Source organism: Microbacterium canaveralium (assembly GCF_047238045.1).
Classification (GTDB): Bacteria; Actinomycetota; Actinomycetes; order Actinomycetales; family Microbacteriaceae; genus Microbacterium.
The window spans coordinates 986,559-1,006,454 of sequence record NZ_JBDFMA010000003.1 but is presented as its reverse complement, the minus strand read 5'-3'; the positions used below and the strand labels follow the sequence as shown (position 1 = coordinate 1,006,454).

The window sequence follows — 19,896 nt, the reverse complement described above, 5'->3', positions numbered from 1 at the left end:
CTCACCCGAATCTCCTCCGTTCACCACGAACCGCGCCCCGCCCCGCGGGTCACGCGACATCGAGGTCACATCCGCTGCCGTGGCCGCAGACTCCCCAGGCCGCCGTCGACGCCCAGCACCTGACCGGTGACCCAGGCGTTGGCCGGGTCGAGGAGGAACTCGACGGCGCGGGCGACATCACCGGGTTCGCCCAGGCGCCCGAGCGGGTGCATCGCCTCCGACACCTTGCGCGACGTGTCGCTGCCGGTGAGCCCCGCGGTCAGTCGCGTCTGCACGAGCCCCGGCGCGACGGCGTTGATGCGCAAGCCGTGCGAGGCGTAGCTGGCCGCGGCAGAGAGGGTCAGCCCGATCACCCCCGCCTTCGCGGCCGCGATCGCGTCATGGTTCGACAGTCCCGCCAGCGCCGCCGCCGACGAGGTCAGCACCACCGAGCCCCCACCGCGCAGGTGCTTGCCCGCCGCCCGCACCGCCGCGAACGCGGTCGTGAGCGAGGCCGCGACGATGCCGTCGTACTGCTCGCGCGAGGTGAGGTGCGCGGGCTTGAGCAGCATTGAACCCGCGAATACCGCGATGCCGTCGAGCTCCCCCGCCTCGGCCACGACGCGGTCGACGGCGTCGAAGTCGGTGGCATCCAGGATGACGTCGGGCTCGATCACCGAGCGGTCCCGCGCCGTCGTGACCACCCGGTGGCCCGCGTCGCGCAGGCGACGAGCCGTCGCCCCGCCGATGTCGCTCGAGGCCGCGATGAGGAGGAATGTCGCCATGCCCCCGATCATGCCCACGCCGCGCTCGGCGCACGGGGGCTGGACAAGCGCGTAACAGTCATCTCACCGGCGACGCGACCCGGGAGAATGGATGCCATGGACTGGCAGATCTCCGAAGACACGGTGCCCTCGGCGCCGATCACGGAGGCCGACGCGCGGTCCCTCCTGGGCCGCCCCCCGGCGACGGGGGCGTGGCGCGACGGAGACCCGGTCGGCGACCGGCGCTTCGCGACGTTCGGGGAGTTCCGCACCGAGAACGGCGAGCGTCTCCCCGGCTTCCGCCTCGCCTACGAGACATGGGGCGAGCTGTCCCCCGCTCGCGACAACGCCGTCCTGGTCCTTCACGCGCTGACCGGCGACAGCCACGTGCGCGGATCCGCCGGCCCCGGCCACCCCACCGCCGGCTGGTGGGGCGACCTCGTCGGGCCCGGCGCCGCGATCGACACCGACCGCTGGTTCGTGATCGCCCCGAACATGCTGGGCGGATGCCAGGGCTCGACGGGACCGGCGAGCATCGCACCGGACGGCTACGAGTGGGCGGCGCGCTTCCCGTACCTCACGATCCGCGATCAGGTGGGCGCCCAGGCGCACCTGGCCGACGCGCTCGGCATCGAGCGCTGGGCGGCCGTCATCGGCGGATCGATGGGCGGCATGCACGCGCTGGAATGGGCGGTCGGACACCCCGACCGTGTCGAGCGGGCGGCGATCCTGTCGTCGCCGCCGATCACCACCGCCGACCAGATCGCGCTGAACACCGTGCAGGCCGACACCATCCGGATGGACCCCCGCTTCGCGGGCGGCGCGTTCTACGACGCCGGCGACGGCGACGGACCGCACCGTGGGCTCGCGCTCGCCCGCCGAATGGCTCTGCTGAACTACCGCAGCCCCACCGAGCTCAACCAGCGGTTCCAGCGGTCGTGGCAGTCGGGGGTGAGCCCGCTCGGGCACGGTGGACGCTTCGCAGTGGAGTCGTACCTCGACTTCCACGGCAACAAGTTCACGCGGCGCTTCGACGCCAACAGCTACCTCACCCTCGTCGAGGCCATGAACTCCCACGACGTGGGCCGCGACCGCGACGGGGTCGAGGACGCGCTGCGTCGTGTCACGGCCACGACCCTGGTCCTCGGAGTCGACACCGACCGGCTGTTCCCGGTGGACGGGCAGCACCGCATCGCCCGCGGCATCCGGAACACCCTCGACGGCGACCAGGCGGTGGTGCTCACGAGCGACTTCGGCCACGACGGGTTCCTCATCGAGACCGCCGCCGTCGACCACCACCTTCGGCGGCTCTTCACCGCCTGATCCGCGGTGCCGCGGCCGCGGGCTCAGCCCTGCGTCGGGATCGAGCCCGTGATGGCCGACGTCGCGGCCTCCGACGCCGGGACGCGATGCGCCGGATGGCGGCCGCTGCGGTCTTCCACGCGGTACGAGATGAGGGCGACGACGAGGCCGGCCAGCGCCAGCACCGCGCCCACCCACGCGGGCGCGACGAGTCCGAATCCGGCGGCGATCACCAGGCCGCCGAGGAACGCCCCGAGGCTGTTGCCGATGTTGAGGGACGAATGGTTGAGCGCGGCCGCGATGGACTGGTTGTCCTCCGCGACGTCCATGAGCCGCGTCTGGATCGCGGGGCTCAGCGCCGACCCGCAGAACGCGACGAGGAACGCGAACGCCACGAGGCTCACGATCCACCCGGCGGTCAGGGCCAGCCCGATGGAGGTCACGGAGAGGGAGACGAGCCCGACCCGCAGCCAGAAGCGCAGGTCTTTGTCTGCCAGACTGCCGCCGATCACGTTGCCGGCCGTCATCCCCAAGCCGACGATCACGAGGACCAGCGACACGACCCATTCGGGTTGCCCGGCGACGTCGGTGACCATGGGGGCGATGTAGCTGTACATCGCGAAGAAGCCACCGAACCCGATCGCACCGATCCCGAGCGCGAACCAGACTTGCCCGAGGCGGAAGACGCGGAGCTCGTCGCGAAGTCGGCGGCCCGGCATCCCGGGGTGGGCGGGCACGAAGAGCGCGATGCTGAGCGTCGCGAGCAGGAAGATGCCGGCGACCACCGCGAACGCGGCGCGCCAGCCGACCTGCTGGCCCAGGAGCGTGCCCAGCGGCACGCCCACGACGTTGGCGATGGTGAGCCCCGTGAGGACGAACGCGACGCCCTTCGCGCGATTTCCGGGGCCCAGCGCATCGGCGGCGACGAGCGCGCCGATGCCGAAGTAGGCGCCGTGCGGAAGACCGGCCAGGAACCGGGATGCCGCGACCAGCTCGAACGTCGGAGCGATCACGGTCAGCAGCGTGAAGAAGGCGAGAGCGGCGGCGAGCACGATCATCACCCGGTGCCGGGGGAACCGCGCGACCGACCCCGCGATCGTCGGGGCGCCGACGACCACGCCGAGCGCGTACAGCGACACGAGCCAGCCCGCTTGGGCGATGGCGTCGTCGGGCGATGCGGCCCAGGCGGAGGGAAGGAGATCGCGTGCGATGTTGGGCAGGAGGCCCATGACGACGAACTCCGTCATGCCGATGCCGAAACTGCCGATGGCGAGAGAAAGGAGCGCCCGCGTCGCCGCGCCCTTCGAGGTTGTCGAAGAGGTCACTCCGCGATGCTAGTCGCGCGGAACCGCGCCTGTCGAATCGTTTCGGGACCGAGCGTGTCGTCCGACGGCGTCGCGCTCAGAACGCGTCGTCGATCGCCCGTTCCAGGCGCTCGATCTTGCCGTCGATCTCGCCGGTCCGACCGGGGCGGATGTCGGCCTTCAACACCAGGGAGACGCGGGAGCCATACGGCAGAACGGCATCCGTCGCCCGCTTCACGACGTCGAACACCTCGTCCCACTCCCCCTCGATCTCGGTGAACATCGAGGTCGTCCGATGCGGCAGACCTGACGCGCGCACGACCGACACGGCCGCCGCGACGGCATCGTGGACGGATCCGTCGGCGTTCTCCGCCGAGGCGGTACCGACTCCGGAGGGGGCGACAGAGAACGCGACGAGCATGGTTCGAGGCTACTTCGCCGCGACCCGCGCGGGAACCGAACGGCGCCCGATGACCCACTCGCGCAGATCCTTCGGTCGCGCGACGCGCTCGGTGGGAGCGCGGAAGACACGCACGATGGCCCACACCATGAGCACGACGCCCAGGAGGTTCCGGATCTCCAACAGGAACACCGGGAAGGGGGCGGGATGGGTCGCCATGAGCCCGTCGTAGACGAGCGGATACACCCACTGCGTCACGCCCGCGATCGCGAGGGTGAGGGCGGCGAACCCGTACCAGCGACGCCGGTCGAGCATCAGGCCGAGGACCACCGGCGGGAACAGCCACACGTAGTACTGCGGGGAGCCGACCTTGTTGAGCGCGATGAACGCGGTCACGAGAGCGAGTGAGAGCGGCGGGAAGAGGCTCAGGAAGGTGGCTCCGCGCCACATCTTGCGGGCCCCGACGACGAGGACCGCGAGCATGACGAGCAGCATGATCGGCGTCATCGCGGCGATGACGACGTCGGCGCCGGGGCCGGTGACCTGGAACGTGAGGACGGTCCCGTCGTAGTACACCTCGGACCCGGGGACGTAGAACGACGCCAGGAACATGTACAGCCCGCCGACCGGGGCTTCCATCTGGATGCCGCGCGAGGTCTGATCGCCCACGAAGCCGAAGACGTAGGGCGCGCCGCCGAGGGCCACGACGGGGATGATCGTCGCGAGAGATACCGCCACCGCGCCCCAGACGAGGGCGAGGCGACGACGGATCGCCACGAATCCGGCCGCGAGGATCGCCGCGGGCCACACCTTCATCCACACCGCGATCGACAACAGGGCGGATGCCACGAACGGCCGGCGCACCAGCCAGATACCGCCGAGGATCGCGAACGGGACGGTGATGCCGTCGATCCGGTAGATGCCGACGGGACCGATGAGCAGGATCGCGGCGAGCCAGAACGCGGCGGCGATCACGCGACCGCGCGACCGGGCCGAACCGACCAGCACGACGAAGGCGATGAGGTTCGCGAGCGACACCGTGAGCGCCCACGCCGGGGTGTACGAGATGGCCCAGGCGAAGAGCCACGCGAACGTCATCGGCAGGAAGGCGAGCTGAGGGTAGATCCACTTCTCGGTGATGCCGGGCCACTCCCACGCGACCGAGCGGGTGCACGAGGTGATGTCGACGCTGCCGAAGAGGGCGCAGCGCGACCACGGTTCGTACACCAGATACACGTCGCCCATGGGTTCGTTGGGCTGCTGAAAGCCCAGAATCCCCACCGTGACGTGGACGGCGACGAACGCCAGCAACAGAATGACGACACGCCTCACCACCGGATCATCCTAAGCGGGCGATTTCGCGCGACCCTGACCGGTGGATGCCGTCGACCGCGCGTGCCCGCGGCCCGCCGGGCGTGCGGGACGGCATTCGTTATGCGATCGAGTCCGTCAGTGCGCGCCGAGGAGACCCGCGACGACCCGGGGAACCGCCTCCGCGACGTCGAGCGCCGTGATCGGGCCGCCTCCCTCGCCGTATCGGTCCGCCGCAGCCGTCCCGGCGGTGCCGTGCACCCACGCGGCGGTCGCCGCGCACGCCGCGAGGTCGTCGAGCGAGGCGCGACCCTCCGCCGCTGCGCCCGCCACGACCGCGCCGAGGACGCCACCCAGCACATCCCCGGTCCCGGCCGTCGCCAGCCACCGCGTTCCCGTTACGACGCGGCGCACCCATCCCCCGGGCGCCGCGACGATCGTCACCGCGCCCTTCGACAGCACGACGCCGCCGAGGGCCTCCGCCGTCTCGGCCGCCACCCGCTCGCGGGCCTCGTCCCCGGTTCCGGACCCGGAATCCAGCCCCAACGCCTCGCGAAGCCGAGCCAGCTCACGCGCGTGCGGGGTCACGATCACCGGTGCCGAGGCGGCCGGCACGAGGTCCAGCGCGCCCGCGTCCGCGACGACGGCCACGTCACCCGAAAGAATGCCGCGCAGCGCCGCGGTCTCCGCGGCGTCGCGCTCGGTGGCATCCGTGCCCGATCCGATGACCCATGCCTGCACGCGCCCGTCCGCCGTGACGGTCTCCGGACGCCGCTGCAGGATGAGGTCCTGCGCTCGCTCCGGCCCGACGTAGCGCACCATCCCGGTGCCGGTGCGCCAGGCCGCCTCGACACCCAGCACCGCCGCACCCGGGTACCGCGCGGATCCGGTGCGCATGCCCACGACCCCGCGGGAATACTTGTCGTCGGCGTCGGTTGGCCTTCGAAGTGTGCGGGCCGCATCGTGCCCCGTCCAATCCCTCGCCGTCATGGCGTCACCCTAGAACGAGAGAGGCCGACGTGAGCACCCTCTTCACTCCCCTGACGATCCGCGGTATCGAGATGCGCAATCGGCTGTGGGTCTCGCCGATGTGCCAGTACAGCGCCGTCGACGGCCTCCCGAACGACTGGCACCACGTGCACCTCGCCCAGTTCGCCGCCGGGGGCGCCGGCCTCGTGATCGCCGAGGCCACGGCTGTCTCGCCCGAGGGACGCATCTCGCCCGACGACGTGGGCCTGTGGAACGACGCCCAGGCGGAGGCGTGGACGCCGATCGTCGCCGCGATCCGCGCTCGGGGTGCGGTCCCGGGGGTGCAGCTCGGCCACGCGGGCCGCAAGGCCTCCACCACCTCGCCCCTCACCGGCGGCCGAGGATCCGTCGCGCCCGAGGACTGCGGGTGGACCACTGTCGCGCCGTCCGCCCTCGCCTACCCCGGCTTCGCGGAGCCGCGCGAGCTCGACGAAGCGGGCATCGAGAAAGTCGTGAGCGATTTCGCGGATGCCGCCCGCCGCGCTGTCGCGGCCGGCTTCGAGGTGCTCGAGGTGCACGCCGCCCACGGCTACCTGCTGCACCAGTTCCTCTCGCCCCTCAGCAACCTTCGCGAGGACGAGTACGGCGGGTCGTTCGACGGACGCGTCCGTCTGCTCGAACGCGTCACCGCGGCGGTGCGCGATGCCGCGCCGGACGCCGTGGTCTTCGTCCGCTTCTCCGGGACGGATGCCGCCGAGGGCGGGTGGGACATCGACGACACCGTCCGCGCGGCGGAGCGCGTCGCCGCCGTGGGAGCCGACTTCATCGATGTCTCCAGCGGCGGACTGGTGCCGCATCAGAACATTCACCCCGGTCCCGGCTACCAAGTCCCCCTGGCCGAAACCGTCCGTCGCGAGACCGGGCTCCTCGTCGGGGCGGTCGGCATGATCGACGACGCCCGACAGGCGGAGTCGATCGTCGCCGACGGCCGCGCCGACGCCGTGCTCTCCGCACGCGAGTGGCTCCGCGACCCGCACTACGCGCTGCGCGCGGCGGCCGAGCTCGGTGCCGATCTCCCCGCGCCCGCGCAGTACCTGCGCGCCTACTGACGTGCGACGGCGTCGAGGGGTCCGACCGGGACCCCTCGACGGTGTGCGTCAGACGAACCGGCGGCGGGCGGTGGCATCCTGCACCTCGCCCACGAGCTCCTCGATCACGTCCTCGAGGAAGAGCACCGCGCGCACCTGGCCGGCGTCGTCACGCACCTGCGCGAGGTGACGGCCCGATCGGCGCATGAGGGCGAGAGCGTCCTCGAGGTCGGTCGACTCGAGCACCGAGACCATGTGGTGGATGCGCTTGGCCGGGATGGGCCGCGCCATGCGGGCCTCGTCGTCGGGCCCCTCGGCGACACGGAGCACGTCCTTGAGATGCACGTACCCCGCCGGGTGCCCGTGCCCGTCGACGATCACGTACCGCGAGTAGCCGTGCTGTGCCACGGCCCGTTCGATGTCGGCCGGCGTCGTCTCTTCGGGGAGGGTCACGAGGTCGGCCATCGGCACCGCGATGTCGGATGCCTTCTTCTCGGTGAACTCCACCACCGCGGTCACGGTGCCCGCGGCGTCGTCGAGGACGCCCTCGCGGCGGGACTGGTTCACGATCGTGGCGACCTCGTCGAGCGTGTAGGTCGAGGTCGCTTCGTCCTTGGGCTCGACCCGGAACAGACGCACGATGTGATTGGCCGTCCAGTTCAGCGCGACGATGATCGGATAGAACGCCTTCGACACCGCCACGAGGGGCGGGGCGAGCATCAGGACGGCGCGATCAGGCAGCGAGAACGCCAGGTTCTTCGGCACCATCTCTCCGAACACGACGTGCAGGTACGACACCAGCAGAAGCGCCACGACGAAGCCCACGACGTCCACGGCCGTCTCGGAGAGCCCGGTGAGCCCCAGCGGTTCGGCGATCAGATGGTGGATCGCGGGCTCGGAGACGTTCAGGATCAGCAGCGAGCAGATGGTGATGCCCAGCTGACAGGTCGCGAGCATGAGCGTCGCGTGCTCCATCGCGTAGAGCGCGGTCTTGGCCGACCGCGAGCCGCGCTCGGCGAGCGGCTCCACCTGTGAACGGCGGGCGGAGATGACGGCGAACTCCGAGCCCACGAAGAAGGCGTTGGCGGCCAGCAGCACCACCAGCCAGGCGATTCCTGCCCAGTCGCTCATCGCTGGTTACCCCCCTTCGCGGCGCGCACGAGGTCGTCGACGTTCTCCTCGGAGGGCGTCGGCGTGAACTGCACACGGTCCACGCGCCGGCCGTCCATGCGATGGATGGTGAGGATGCCGTCCTCGATCGCCACGGTGTCTCCGACCTTCGGGATGCGTTCGAGTTCGGCCATGAGGAATCCGCCGACGGTGTCGTAGACCTCGCCCTCGGGCACGCGCACCCCGGCGCGGTCGAGGAGTTCGTCGGGACGCAGGTCGCCGGGGAAGGTGAGGGATGCCGCGGTGCGCACGACGCCCGCACGCGAACGGTCGTGCTCGTCGAGCACCTCGCCGACGATCTCCTCGACGAGGTCTTCCAGCGTCACGACCCCGGCGGTGCCGCCGTACTCGTCGACGACGATGGCCATCTGGTACCCGCGGGAGCGCAGCTCCGACACGAGCGTGTCGAGGTGCACGGTCTCGGGCACGCGGAGCGGCTCGGTGGCGAGGGCGGCGACGGGGACGTCGGCGCGACGGTCGCGGGGCACCCCCACGGCGGCCTTGAGATGCACGACGCCGACGATGTCGTCCATCGAGTCCTCGTAGACCGGGAAGCGGCTGTGCCCGGTGCGCCGGGCCAGCTGGATGACGGCGTCGACCGGTTCTCCTGCGGCGAGCGCGTGCACGCTCGGGCGGGGCGTCATGACGTCGGCGGCGCTCAGCCGGGCGAAGGTGAGGCTGCGGTCCAGGAGAGAGGCGGTGTCCTGCTCGAGCATGCCGGCGCTCGCGGAGCGTTTCACCAGGCTCGAGAGCTCCTCCGCGGTGCGCGCGCCCGAGAGCTCCTCCTTGGGCTCCACTCCGACGGCGCGCAGCACGCCGTTGGCGCTGCCGTTGAGCACCGCGACGGCCGGACGGAACACCATGGTGAAGGCCACCTGGAAGGGCATGACGAGCTTGGCGGCCTGACGTGGGACGGCGAGCGCGAAGTTCTTCGGGACGAGCTCGCCGAGGATCATCGACAGCACGGTGGCGATGCCGATACCGAGCACCGCCGAGACCGGGACCACGACCGCCTCCGGAATCGACCACGACAGGAAGACGGGACGGAGGAGGTTCGAGATCGCCGGCTCCATTGTGTAACCGGTGAGGAGAGTCGTCAGCGTGATGCCCAGCTGCGCGCTGGAGAGGTGCGTCGACGTGATCCGCAGCGCATCGATCGTGAGGGAGAGTCGGCTCTCACCCGCGTCGCGTCGCGCCTCCAGGTCGGCGCGATCCAGGTTCACCAGGGCGAATTCGCTCGCGACGAAGAGGCCCGTTCCCACCGTAAGCAGTAGCCCCACGCCCAACATGACGTAATCCATCACGCGTCACCCCCGCTCGCAGCGGGAGTGGGTCGTCGGGGCTCGGGTCTACAACTGGGAGGGTCGTCCATCGTGCCCCCGATTCTAGGGCCTCTCGCGCGGGCGGGCACGGGGCGGGTGGCATCCGCATCGGCCCGACAGGATGGGGTGATGAATGCCACCCGCTCCCCCCAGCGGCGCGCCGCTCTCGCCGAGGAAGCGGTCGTCGCCGCCTACGTGCACCGCTACGGTCCGATCGCGTGGGCCCACGGCGCGCTCGCGGGAGAGGGGGCACGCACGTGGCACTACTGGTGGCACGCCCATCTCATCCACGGGCTCGCCGAAGCGGAGCGCCACCGCCCCGCGGCGAAGCGACGCCGACTGATCAGCGCCCTGTTGCGCGGCGTGACCGTGCGTACCGCGGGAACGTGGATCACGCCGTTCTACGACGACATCGCGTGGATGGGTCTGGCTTTGGCCGAGGCGCGGCCCCGCGGCCACGCCCGCGCGCGCATCGCGCGAGTGCTGGAGCGGGCGATCGATCCCGCGGTCGGAGCCCTGCCCTGGCGCACGGGGAGCGTGCTGTACAACGCCCCCGCGAACGGTCCGGCCGCGATGGTCCTCGCTCCCAGCCGCTACGGCCGCCGCGCCGCCGAGCTGAGCGCGTGGGTCGCCGCGACCCTCGACGATCCGGGAACCGGACTCGTGCGCGATGGGATCGAACACGGCGTCGTCCGCCCCGATCTGTGGACCTACAACCAGGGCGTCGCGATCGGAGCCGCGATCGCCGTGGGCGACCGGCGACGCGCCGCCGCCGTCGTCCGGGCGGTCGAGCGCTGGTGCGCCGCCGACGACGGGCTGTTCCCCGCGGCCGGGGGCGGGGACGGCGGTCTCTTCGCCGGCATCCTGGCCCGATACCTCGCGGTCGCGGCCACCGGCCTCGACGCGGAGGATGCCGACCGTGCGCGCCGGCTCGTGCACCGAAACGCCGAGGCCCTGTGGGCGAACCGCGCGGACGGGCTGTTCCCGGCGGATCCGCGGCGCTCCGCGGTCCGATCCGGCGAAGACCTCGACCTCTCGGTTCAGCTGGGCGCCTGGATCACACTGGAGGCCGACGTCACGGCCTCGGGAGAGCTCACCAGCTGACAGGCAGCGCCTTGCCCTCTTCGTAGCCCGCCGCGGACTGCAGCCCCACGCGGGCGCGCTCGTGGAACTGTGCCACCGTCGCCGCTCCCGCGTACGTGAACGAGGACCGCACGCCCGAGGTGATCATGTCGAGCAGGTCCTCCACCCCGGGGCGCTGGGGATCGAGGTAGATGCGAGACGACGAGATGCCCTCGGCGAAGAGCTCCTTGCGGGCACGCTCGAAGGCATCCAGTGCCTGGAAACGCCCCTGCACGGCCTTGGTCGAGGCCATGCCCCACGACTCTTTGTAGATGCGGCCGTCCTCGTCGGTTCGCAGTCGACCCGGCGACTCGATGGTCCCCGCGAACCACGACCCGATCATCACAGACGCGGCGCCCGCGGCGAGCGCGAGGGCGACGTCGCGCGGGTAGCGGACGCCACCGTCGGCCCACACGTGGGCCCCCGCGGCGCGGGCGGCCTCCGCCGTCTCGAGCACCGCCGAGAACTGGGGCCGTCCGACGGCCGTCATCATGCGCGTGGTGCACATCGCCCCGGGGCCGACGCCCACCTTGAGGATCGAGGCGCCCGCGACCGTGAGGTCGCGCACCCCGTCGGCGGTGACGATGTTCCCGGCGGCGATCGGGATGCCGAGGTCCAGCGCCGCGACGTCGCGCAGCGCCCGCAGCATCTGTTCCTGGTGCCCGTGGGCGGTGTCGACGACGAGCACGTCGACACCGGCGGCGGCGAGCGCGCGGGCCTTCCCGGCGACGTCGCCGTTGATCCCGACGGCGGCGGCGACGATGAGACGCCCGTCCGCGTCGACGCCGGGGCGGTAGACCGAGTCGCGCAGAGCGCTGCGCGCGGAGAGCGTGCCGACGATGCGGTCGCCGTCGACCACCGCGACGATGTCGGCCGCTCCCACGAGCGCGAAGACCTCGTGCGGGTCGCCGATCCGGTCGACCTCGACCGGCGACGCGTCCGTGCGGGCGATGTCGCCGAGAGTGGCATCCGGCAGCGCCGTGGCCAGACGCGGGGCCGGGACGATTCCCCGGTAGCCGTCGAGGGGGACGGTGCCGTCCTCGCGCTGCTCGGCGACGACGATCCCCCGCCCGGGAACGGCGGGGAGCACGAGGCGCGCCTCGGCCACCGTGGCCGAGGGCGGCAGGACCAGGGCGGCGTCCCACGCGACCGGCTGCGCCTTGACCCATTTCACGGCCTCGACCAGGCGGGGCAGGGCCAGGTCCTGCGGCAGCACGCCGAGACCTCCCCGGCGCGCGAGCGTCGCGGCCAGGCGCAGGCCGGTGACCGAGTTCATGTTGGCCGAGACCAGCGGCAGGGTGGCCCCGCTCCCGTCACCGGGAGCCAGGTCGACGCTCAAACGACTGCCCACCTCCGAATGACGGGGAACCAGGAAGACGTCCGAGTAGGTCAGATCGACGTCGGGCTGTGCACCGGAGAACTCCATGTGATCCACCTCATCACATCCGATCATGGGGAGACCCCGGGATGAGCCGGTATTCCTCGGCTAGGCTGGAACGAGTGCGCAACGAAGATCACTGCGTGCATCCACACGAATCTTCATCGAGGAAAGCAGGCGATCGACTGTGTCGAGCCAGGTGACGGGCGTCGGTACTTCGAGCGAGGGCGAGTTCGGCGCGAACGAGTGGCTCGTGGACGAGCTCTACGAACAGTTCAAAGTCGACAAGCACTCCGTAGACAAGGCCTGGTGGCCCATCCTGGAGGCGTACCACCCGGTCGTCGACGGATCCGCCCCGGCCGCTTCGCCGCCACCGGCCCCGGCGAAGGCGGCACCGTCGGAGCCCAAGCCCGTGACCGCACCGATCCCGGTGGTCGGCCAGGCGCCCGTGGCACGCACGACGGCCAAGCCCGCCGCGCCGCAGCCGATTCCCGCGCAGGCCCCGAACGCCGTTCCCTCGGCCGGCGGCGACAGCACCGAAGAAGACCGGGTCACCGTCCTCAAGGGCATGCCGAAGGCGCTCGCGAGCAACATGGACGACTCGCTCACGGTGCCCACCGCCACGAGCGTGCGCACGATCCCCGCGAAGCTGATGATCGACAACCGCATCGTCATCAACAACCACATGGCCCGCACCCGCGGCGGCAAGGTGAGCTTTACGCACCTCATCGGGTGGGCGCTCATCCAGGCCCTCAAAGAGTTCCCGAGCCAGAACGTCTACTACGCCGAGATCGACGGCAAGCCCTCGGTCGTGGCGCCCGCGCACATCAACCTCGGCATCGCCATCGACATGCCCAAGCCCGACGGCTCGCGCGCGCTCCTGGTCCCCAGCATCAAGCGCGCCGACACGCTGTCTTTCGGCGAGTTCCTCGCCTCCTACGAAGACCTGGTCCGCCGTGCACGGTCGAACAAGCTCACGCCGGGCGACTTCCAGGGCACCACGATCTCGCTCACGAACCCGGGCGGCATCGGCACGGTGCACTCGGTCCCCCGTCTCATGCGCGGCCAGGGTGCGATCATCGGCGCCGGCGCGCTGGAGTACCCCGCCGAGTTCCAGGGCGCCAGCGAGAAGACGCTCAACGAGCTGGCGATTGGCAAGACGATCACCCTCACCAGCACCTACGACCACCGGGTCATCCAGGGCGCCGGGTCCGGCGAGTTCCTGAAGAAGGTGCACGAACTGCTCATCGGGCAGCGCGGCTTCTACGACGACATCTTCGCGGCGCTGCGCATCCCCTACGCGCCGATCCACTGGGCGGCCGACATCAGCGTCGACCTCTCGGAGCGCATCGACAAGAGCGCCCGCGTGCAGGAGCTCATCAACTCGTACCGCGTGCGCGGCCACCTCATGGCCGACATCGACCCGCTCGAGTACGTCCAGCGCACCCACCCCGACCTCGAGATCGAGTCCCACGGGCTCACCTTCTGGGACCTCGACCGCGAGTTCGTCACCGGCGGTCTCGGGGCGAAGCGCGTCGCCAAGCTCCGCGACATCCTCGGCGTGCTGCGCGACTCCTACTGCCGCACCATGGGCGTGGAGTACATGCACATCCAGGACCCCGGGCAGCGCCAGTGGTTCCAGCGCAACATCGAGGTCAAGTACACCAAGCCCGGCCACGATGAGCAGCTGCGCATCCTGTCGAAGCTGAACCAGGCCGAGGCGTTCGAGACGTTCCTGCAGACGAAGTACGTCGGTCAGAAGCGCTTCAGCCTCGAGGGCGGCGAGTCCCTCATCCCGCTGCTCGACCAGATCCTCCAGGGCGCGGCATCCGCGGGCCTCGACGGTGCCGCGATCGGCATGGCCCACCGCGGCCGCCTCAACGTGCTCACGAACATCGCCGGCAAGACCTACGGCCAGGTGTTCCGCGAGTTCGAGGGCGCCGTCGCCGTGGGCAGCAAGCGCGGCTCGGGTGACGTGAAGTACCACCTCGGCACCGAGGGCACCTTCGTGGGCGACTCCGGCGACGAACTGCCCGTCTACCTCGCGGCGAACCCCTCGCACCTCGAAACCGTCGACGGCGTGCTCGAGGGCATCGTCCGCGCCAAGCAGGACCGCAAGCCCATCGGGACGTTCTCGTGGCTGCCGATCCTCGTCCACGGCGATGCGGCCTTCGCGGGCCAGGGCGTGGTCGTCGAGACGCTGCAGATGTCGCAGCTGCGCGGCTACCGCACCGGGGGCACGATCCACGTCGTCGTGAACAACCAGGTCGGATTCACCACCACGCCGACCGATGCCCGCACCTCGGTGTACGCCACCGACGTCGCCAAGACGATCCAGGCTCCGATCCTGCACGTCAACGGCGACGACCCCGAGGCCGTCGTCCGCGCGGCCGATCTGGCGTTCCTCTATCGCGAGGAGTTCCACCGCGACATCGTCATCGATCTCGTCTGCTACCGCCGTCGCGGTCACAACGAGGGCGACGACCCCTCGATGACCCAGCCGCTGATGACCAACCTCATCGAGGCGAAGCGCTCGGTGCGGCGCCTCTACACCGAATCGCTCGTCGGCCGCGGCGACATCACGGAAGACGAGTACGAGCAGGCCAAGCAGGACTTCCAGAACCGTCTCGAGGTCGCGTTCGCCGACACCCACGCGGCGGAGACCGGTTCCACCCCGATCGTCTCGACCGACGCGTCCGATGACGTGGTCGTCGGGGCCCCCGAGACCACCGGTGTCTCGCGCGAGGTCGTCCACCACATCGGCGACGCCTTCGTCAACAAGCCCGACGGCTTCACGGTGCACAACAAGCTGCAGCAGCTGCTCGAGAAGCGACTCGACATGAGCCGCAACGGAGGCATCGACTGGGCCTTCGGCGAGCTCCTCGCCTTCGGCTCGGTGCTGATGGAGGGGACGCCGGTGCGTCTGGCCGGCCAGGACTCGCGTCGCGGCACGTTCGTGCAGCGCCACTCGGTTCTGCACGACCGCAACAACGGTCAGGAATGGCTGCCGCTGGCGAACCTCAGCGAGAACCAGGGCCGTTTCTGGGTCTACGACTCGCTGCTCAGCGAGTACGCCGCGATGGCGTTCGAGTACGGCTACTCGGTCGAGCGTGCCGACGCCCTCGTGCTGTGGGAGGCGCAGTTCGGCGACTTCGCGAACGGCGCGCAGTCCGTCATCGACGAGTTCATCTCCTCGGCCGACCAGAAGTGGGCGCAGCAGTCGAGCGTCGTGCTGCTCCTCCCCCACGGCTACGAGGGTCAGGGACCCGACCACTCGTCGGCGCGCATCGAGCGCTACCTGCAGATGTGCGCGCAGGACAACATGATCGTCGCGCGTCCGTCCACGCCGGCGTCGTACTTCCACCTGCTGCGCCGCCAGGCGTACCAGCGTCCGCGCCGCCCGCTCATCGTCTTCACCCCGAAGGCCATGCTGCGCCTGCGCGGTGCGACGAGCCCCGTCGAAGACTTCCTCGAGGGTCGCTTCGAGCCCGTGCTCGACGACAACCGCGACCTCGACCGCGGCGCCGTCACCCGCGTGCTGCTTCACGCCGGAAAGATCCACTGGGACCTCCGTGCCGAGCTCGACAAGAACCCCAACCCGGAGATCGCGTTGGTCCGCCTCGAGCAGTACTACCCGGCCCCCGTCGATGAGCTCAACCGCGTCCTCGAGACCTACCCGAACGCCGAGCTGGTGTGGGTCCAGGACGAGCCCGAGAACCAGGGAGCCTGGCCGTTCATCGCGCTTGAGGTCGCCGACCAGCTGGGTGGCCGCGGCATCCGTGTGATCTCCCGCGCCTCCGCGGCCTCCACCGCAACGGGCTCGCCGAAGGTCCACGCGAACGAGCACGCCGAGATCATGAAGGCGGCGCTCGCGCGCTGATCACCGAAACGACGAAGGGGCCTGGTCATCTCGACCGGGCCCCTTCGTCGTTCTCAGGAACTCAGGATGCCGGAGGCGCGAGGCCGAGCGTCGGGGCCAGCGCCGGGATCGCAAAAGCGAGACTCCCGTCGAGCGCCTCGCCGGTGTGTCCCGCTCCCTCGACGATGTACGTCAGCACGGTGAAGCCGGCCGCCTGGGCCGCCTGCGAGTTCGCAAGCTGCCCGGGGCCGTACGTGCTGTCGAGGCTGCCCCACGTGAAGACGGCCGTGTGCCCGGCGTAGGTACCCGCGGGCGCCGCGGCCATCACCACCGAGGGCTTGTTCGCTTGGAACGCCGCCGCGTCACCGGAGTAGACGTCGGCCACCGTCTGATCCACGTGCTCGGAGCCTGGGAACTCGTTGCCCATGACGTCGAGCATCTGCCCCCACGTGTCGGGGTACTTCGAGCCGTACAACGCCGCACAGGAGCCGCCGTTCGAGAAGCCGCCGATCGTCCAGTAGCGGTGGTCCTTGACGATGTTCAGGTTCGCTTCGGCCCACTGCGGCACGAGCTGGTTGATGTAGGTCGAGACGGCACCGAACTTCGCCGAGTCCACGCACGCGGGGTCGAGGTCGGGAGCGGTGAGCTGATCAACGACGATCGCGATGGGCGCGAGCCCCTTGTTCTGCGCCGCGAAGGCGTCGAGCGCTTTCGCCAGGGGCAGCGGGTCGGGCGACCCCGGTTGGCCCATCATGAACACCAGCAGCGGCAGCGCCGGGGGGTTCGGCACGAGCGCTGCGGGCGGCAGGTAGAGGGAGGCGTCACGCGCGGCGTACTGGCCTGTCGGGATATGCGTCCCTCCGTTGAGCGCACTCACCGTTCCCTGGGTCGGCATCCCGGCCGGAGGCTGCCAGCTCTGGTAGAGGGTGGCAGGGTCGCTCTCGATCACGCCCCCGTTCGCGGGCAGGACCGCCGGGTCGAGTGCTTGGATGCCGAGGATCGCCGCGAGATTGTGCGTCACGCCGTACGACGTGTTGACCCCCAGAGCCGCCGCGGCGAGCGCGGAAACGACGGTGACGACGCCGACGAGACGGCGTCCCCATGGCCCACGGAAGACGCCGACGACACCGATGGCCGCCGCTGTGATTCCGCCCGCCGCCCACCACGCCGCTCCCGCGGGCAAGGGCCCCTGGAAGGTGCCGAGGGCCTCCAGCACGGCCGCCGCGATGTACATCGCCACGCCGGCGGCCAGCGCGATGACGAGCGTGCGGATGACACGGCGCGGCCGCCAGAGGATGACGAGCAGGACTCCGACCGCGGCGACGGCGACCGCGATCGCCAGCAGGGGGGAGGTGATGAGTTCCAGCGCGAGGATGTGACGGATCATCGACGGCCCTCCCAGGCGGTACGCGCCAGCGCGACGATCTCCCGACGCGAGGCGTCGGGCAGGTACGCACGGCCCACGGCCGCTCCGATGGCCGGAAGATGGAGCGGGTCACGGTAGGCCAGGGCGAGCTCGCGATAGCGCGGCCGGAACTTGCCCTTGAAGCGGAACAGGGAGGCGAAACCGTACGCGGGCTCGAGCACCTCGGCCAACCAGCGCAGCAGCGCGCGCAGGGGGGCCTGATCGCCGTCCGCGGGCGCATCGGGCGCCTCGGCGAGCGGAGCGCCGGAGAGACTCAGCACGGCCGCCCCCTCCTCCTGCAGCTGCAACGCCGCTTTGGCGATGAGGAACTCCATCATGCCGTTGGGTCCGTCTGTGCGACGTCGCATGAAATCGAGCGTCCACCCGGTCACCGCTCCGTCCGTCCAGCTCGGCATCCAGCTCGTCACGGCCTCGATCTGCCCGTCCGGCCCGACCGCGAGGAGCAGCCGGACGTCGCGGTCGCGCAGCTCGTCGAGCGAGCCGAGCGTGAACCCCATCTCGGGCAGTGCGCGGTCGGCCACCCACTCCTCATCTATCGCGATGACCTGAGAGGACTGCGAGACCGTGAGTTCGTGCCAGCGCGTCCACACCGCCGTGTACCCCTCGCGCTCGGCTCGCGTCAACGGCTGCCGGACCTTCTGCCAGGCCTTGCCCGCGAAGGTCAGTCCCGGGAGGTCCATCACCGTCTCCACGCCCACCGGCACCCTTCGCCACCCGAGCCCCTCGAGGTCGGCGGCGGTGTCGTCGTGAACGCTGTAGAAGGCGGGGGTCCAGCCGTGCTCGACGCAGAAATCCGAGAAGGTCCGCAGGGTCTCCACCCTCCGACCGACCGGTGCGAGCGGGTCGGCGATGGCGAGCGCGACGTCGCCGACGAGGCGATACGCGACCGCGCACTCGCGGTCATCCGAGTACCAGTGCCGGTTGCCGGCCCATGTTCCGAGGAATCCGAGAGTGTCACTGCCCCGTTGGAGCAGCTCGCGGTAGAGCCGGGTGTCGCCGGGGTCGGGGCGCTGCACCCGGCGGAACAGCCACAGGACGGCGGCGATCACGATCGCCCAGAACAGCACGCCCACCCACTGATAGGCGAACAGTGCGGGGCCGTGATGCGGGAAATTCGCGACGCCCGCGGGGTTGGTGTAGGCCGGCGGCAGGAAGCGTCGCAACGTGAGGAGGACGAGATCCACGACCGACGGATCGCGGTCGAAGGAACGGCGCCCGAGAGCCTCGATGGCGAAGAACGTCGTCGCGCACGCGACGAAGGCCACACCGATCACGACCGAGACGGTCCGCGCCGCACCGCGCGTCGCCCGGATGGGGAACCTCCGACGCTGGATGACGAGAACGCCGGCGAGGGTCAACGGGATGACCACGGTGGCCAGGGCCCACAGCACGTACTCCGCGCCGCTGCCGTCCACCCACGGGTCGATGCGCAACCGGCCGTCCACGAGTGAGACCACGGGGATGACGGCGGTGGCCACGAGGGTGAGGACGGCGAGGATGAGAGCCGCGCGTCGCCCCAGCCGGAGGCCCCAGGCGGCGACCAGGATGAGGACGAGCGGTGTGACGGCCAAGAGCGCGGGACCGAGCCCGCGTGTCATCAGCAGCGCCAGCTGCTCGTCGCACACGGACGAGGCCACCCGGTCGCAGCGCGCCAGCAGTTCGTCGTCGTACTGCGTATAGGCATCCACGACGAGCGAGAGAGGACCACGGCCGCCACCGCTGATGAGGGCGACGAGGGGTCCGCTGCCCACGACCGCGACGACCAGCGCGAGCAGCGTACGCGTCTCGCGCGTGGAGCTCCGGTGCCACGCCCGACGCTCCCGACCGCGCGCGAGGACCTCGCCCACGGCCAGGCCGAGGACGGCGGCGCTCAGGCGATACCAGGAGTCGGCATCCCCGGCGTAGAGGGCGAACAGGGCGAGCATCGCGAAGCCGACCAACCGGAGCCGGCGGCGCCACAGCGTCGGAGCGAAGGCCGCGGCGGCCATCACGACCCCCGCGATCGGTGTCGTCGGGTCGAGGACCGGCACCTCGGCGGCGATCACGGGCCGGAGATCGGTGAGGGCCCACGCGGCCGCGTGCAGGCCGATGCCCGTGAGGAGCCCGGCGAGGCCCAGCACGATCAGCAGACCAGCGGCACGAGCGGATCCCAGCAGTCTCTCGGCGTAGGCGAGCACCGTGACCGCCAGCGCCGCCGACACCAGCGCGTCGATCGTCGAGTCCGGGATCAGGAGGGCCGTCAGCAGCGTCCACCACCGCCCCGCGCCGAACGTCGCCAGGGGGCCGGCGCCCCAGATCGAGGCATCCTCACCCCAGAGCGTCCCGGTGAGAGCGGCGGCGGAGAGCATCAGGATGACGAACGCGAACGAGACGGGATGCGTCCTGACATACCTCCCTGCAGCCCGCAGGAAGGCCCTCGAGCGTCCGCGGGTACGCCAACCGCGCCGCGGGGCGGCGGCGGCGGTGTGGAGCGGCGCGGACATCGGCGGGATGTTACTCGGG

The 19,896-nt window shown here is 70.8% G+C and carries 14 protein-coding genes; 4 read left to right on the top strand and 10 right to left on the bottom strand.

Translation table 11 applies throughout. The features are described 5' to 3' along the window. Window positions 1-65: 65 nt before the first annotated feature. Entirely contained in the window at window positions 66-764 is a 699-nt protein-coding gene (locus tag ABC271_RS05600; protein WP_412923907.1) for an SDR family NAD(P)-dependent oxidoreductase, read from the bottom strand. Window positions 765-860: 96 nt separating this feature from the next. Here ABC271_RS05600 and metX point away from each other — a divergent pair, with 96 nt between their 5' ends. After that, window positions 861-2,066: a homoserine O-acetyltransferase MetX gene (gene metX, locus ABC271_RS05595; RefSeq protein WP_412923906.1), complete on the top strand. Its 1,206-nt coding sequence runs from the start codon at window positions 861-863 to the stop codon at window positions 2,064-2,066. Between the two features lie 23 nt (window positions 2,067-2,089). Here metX and ABC271_RS05590 read toward each other — a convergent pair whose 3' ends face one another. From ABC271_RS05590 to ABC271_RS05575, 4 genes are all read right to left on the bottom strand, one after another. After that, complete coding sequence (locus ABC271_RS05590; RefSeq protein ID WP_412923905.1) at window positions 2,090-3,370, bottom strand: MFS transporter; 1,281 nt, start codon at window positions 3,368-3,370, stop codon at window positions 2,090-2,092. Window positions 3,371-3,446: 76 nt separating this feature from the next. Then, a complete protein-coding gene (locus tag ABC271_RS05585; RefSeq protein WP_412923904.1) occupies window positions 3,447-3,770 on the bottom strand; it encodes a thiamine-binding protein in 324 nt (107 codons plus the stop codon). Between the two features lie 9 nt (window positions 3,771-3,779). Beyond that, window positions 3,780-5,084 (bottom strand): hypothetical protein, encoded by a 1,305-nt coding sequence (locus tag ABC271_RS05580; RefSeq protein WP_412923903.1) that lies wholly within the window; start codon window positions 5,082-5,084, stop codon window positions 3,780-3,782. Between the two features lie 114 nt (window positions 5,085-5,198). Beyond that, window positions 5,199-6,050 (bottom strand): ADP-dependent NAD(P)H-hydrate dehydratase, encoded by an 852-nt coding sequence (locus ABC271_RS05575; RefSeq protein ID WP_412923902.1) that lies wholly within the window; start codon window positions 6,048-6,050, stop codon window positions 5,199-5,201. 29 nt (window positions 6,051-6,079) lie between these two features. Between ABC271_RS05575 and ABC271_RS05570 the strand changes: the two genes are divergently transcribed. Then, window positions 6,080-7,138 (top strand): NADH:flavin oxidoreductase/NADH oxidase, encoded by a 1,059-nt coding sequence (locus tag ABC271_RS05570; protein ID WP_412923901.1) that lies wholly within the window; start codon window positions 6,080-6,082, stop codon window positions 7,136-7,138. A gap of 48 nt (window positions 7,139-7,186) precedes the next feature. Here ABC271_RS05570 and ABC271_RS05565 read toward each other — a convergent pair whose 3' ends face one another. Both ABC271_RS05565 and ABC271_RS05560 read right to left on the bottom strand, forming a co-directional pair. Next, window positions 7,187-8,248 (bottom strand): hemolysin family protein, encoded by a 1,062-nt coding sequence (locus ABC271_RS05565; protein WP_412923900.1) that lies wholly within the window; start codon window positions 8,246-8,248, stop codon window positions 7,187-7,189. Further along, window positions 8,245-9,588 carry a hemolysin family protein gene (locus tag ABC271_RS05560; protein ID WP_412926107.1) on the bottom strand — a complete coding sequence of 448 codons (1,344 nt, stop codon included), beginning with the start codon at window positions 9,586-9,588 and terminating at the stop codon, window positions 8,245-8,247. The genes ABC271_RS05565 and ABC271_RS05560 overlap by 4 nt, the downstream gene beginning before the upstream one ends. Window positions 9,589-9,738: 150 nt before the next feature. Here ABC271_RS05560 and ABC271_RS05555 point away from each other — a divergent pair, with 150 nt between their 5' ends. After that, entirely contained in the window at window positions 9,739-10,713 is a 975-nt protein-coding gene (locus ABC271_RS05555; protein ID WP_412923899.1) for a glycoside hydrolase family 76 protein, read from the top strand. Here the strand turns inward: ABC271_RS05555 and guaB1 are convergent. Beyond that, a complete protein-coding gene (gene guaB1 / locus ABC271_RS05550; RefSeq protein ID WP_412923898.1) occupies window positions 10,703-12,157 on the bottom strand; it encodes a GMP reductase in 1,455 nt (484 codons plus the stop codon). The two genes, ABC271_RS05555 and guaB1, sit on opposite strands and share 11 nt — an antisense overlap. A gap of 139 nt (window positions 12,158-12,296) precedes the next feature. Between guaB1 and ABC271_RS05545 the strand changes: the two genes are divergently transcribed. Further along, complete coding sequence (locus tag ABC271_RS05545; protein WP_412923897.1) at window positions 12,297-15,989, top strand: multifunctional oxoglutarate decarboxylase/oxoglutarate dehydrogenase thiamine pyrophosphate-binding subunit/dihydrolipoyllysine-residue succinyltransferase subunit; 3,693 nt, start codon at window positions 12,297-12,299, stop codon at window positions 15,987-15,989. A gap of 61 nt (window positions 15,990-16,050) precedes the next feature. Here the strand turns inward: ABC271_RS05545 and ABC271_RS05540 are convergent, their stop codons facing one another. Both ABC271_RS05540 and ABC271_RS05535 read right to left on the bottom strand, forming a co-directional pair. Continuing rightward, the gene (locus ABC271_RS05540; RefSeq protein ID WP_412923896.1) at window positions 16,051-17,355 is read right to left on the bottom strand and encodes an alpha/beta hydrolase; all 1,305 of its coding nucleotides are present in this window, start codon (window positions 17,353-17,355) and stop codon (window positions 16,051-16,053) included. Next, a complete protein-coding gene (locus ABC271_RS05535) occupies window positions 17,352-19,877 on the bottom strand; it encodes a phosphatidylglycerol lysyltransferase domain-containing protein (RefSeq protein WP_412923895.1) in 2,526 nt (841 codons plus the stop codon). Before ABC271_RS05535 ends, ABC271_RS05540 begins: the two co-directional genes overlap by 4 nt. Window positions 19,878-19,896: the final 19 nt, after the last annotated feature.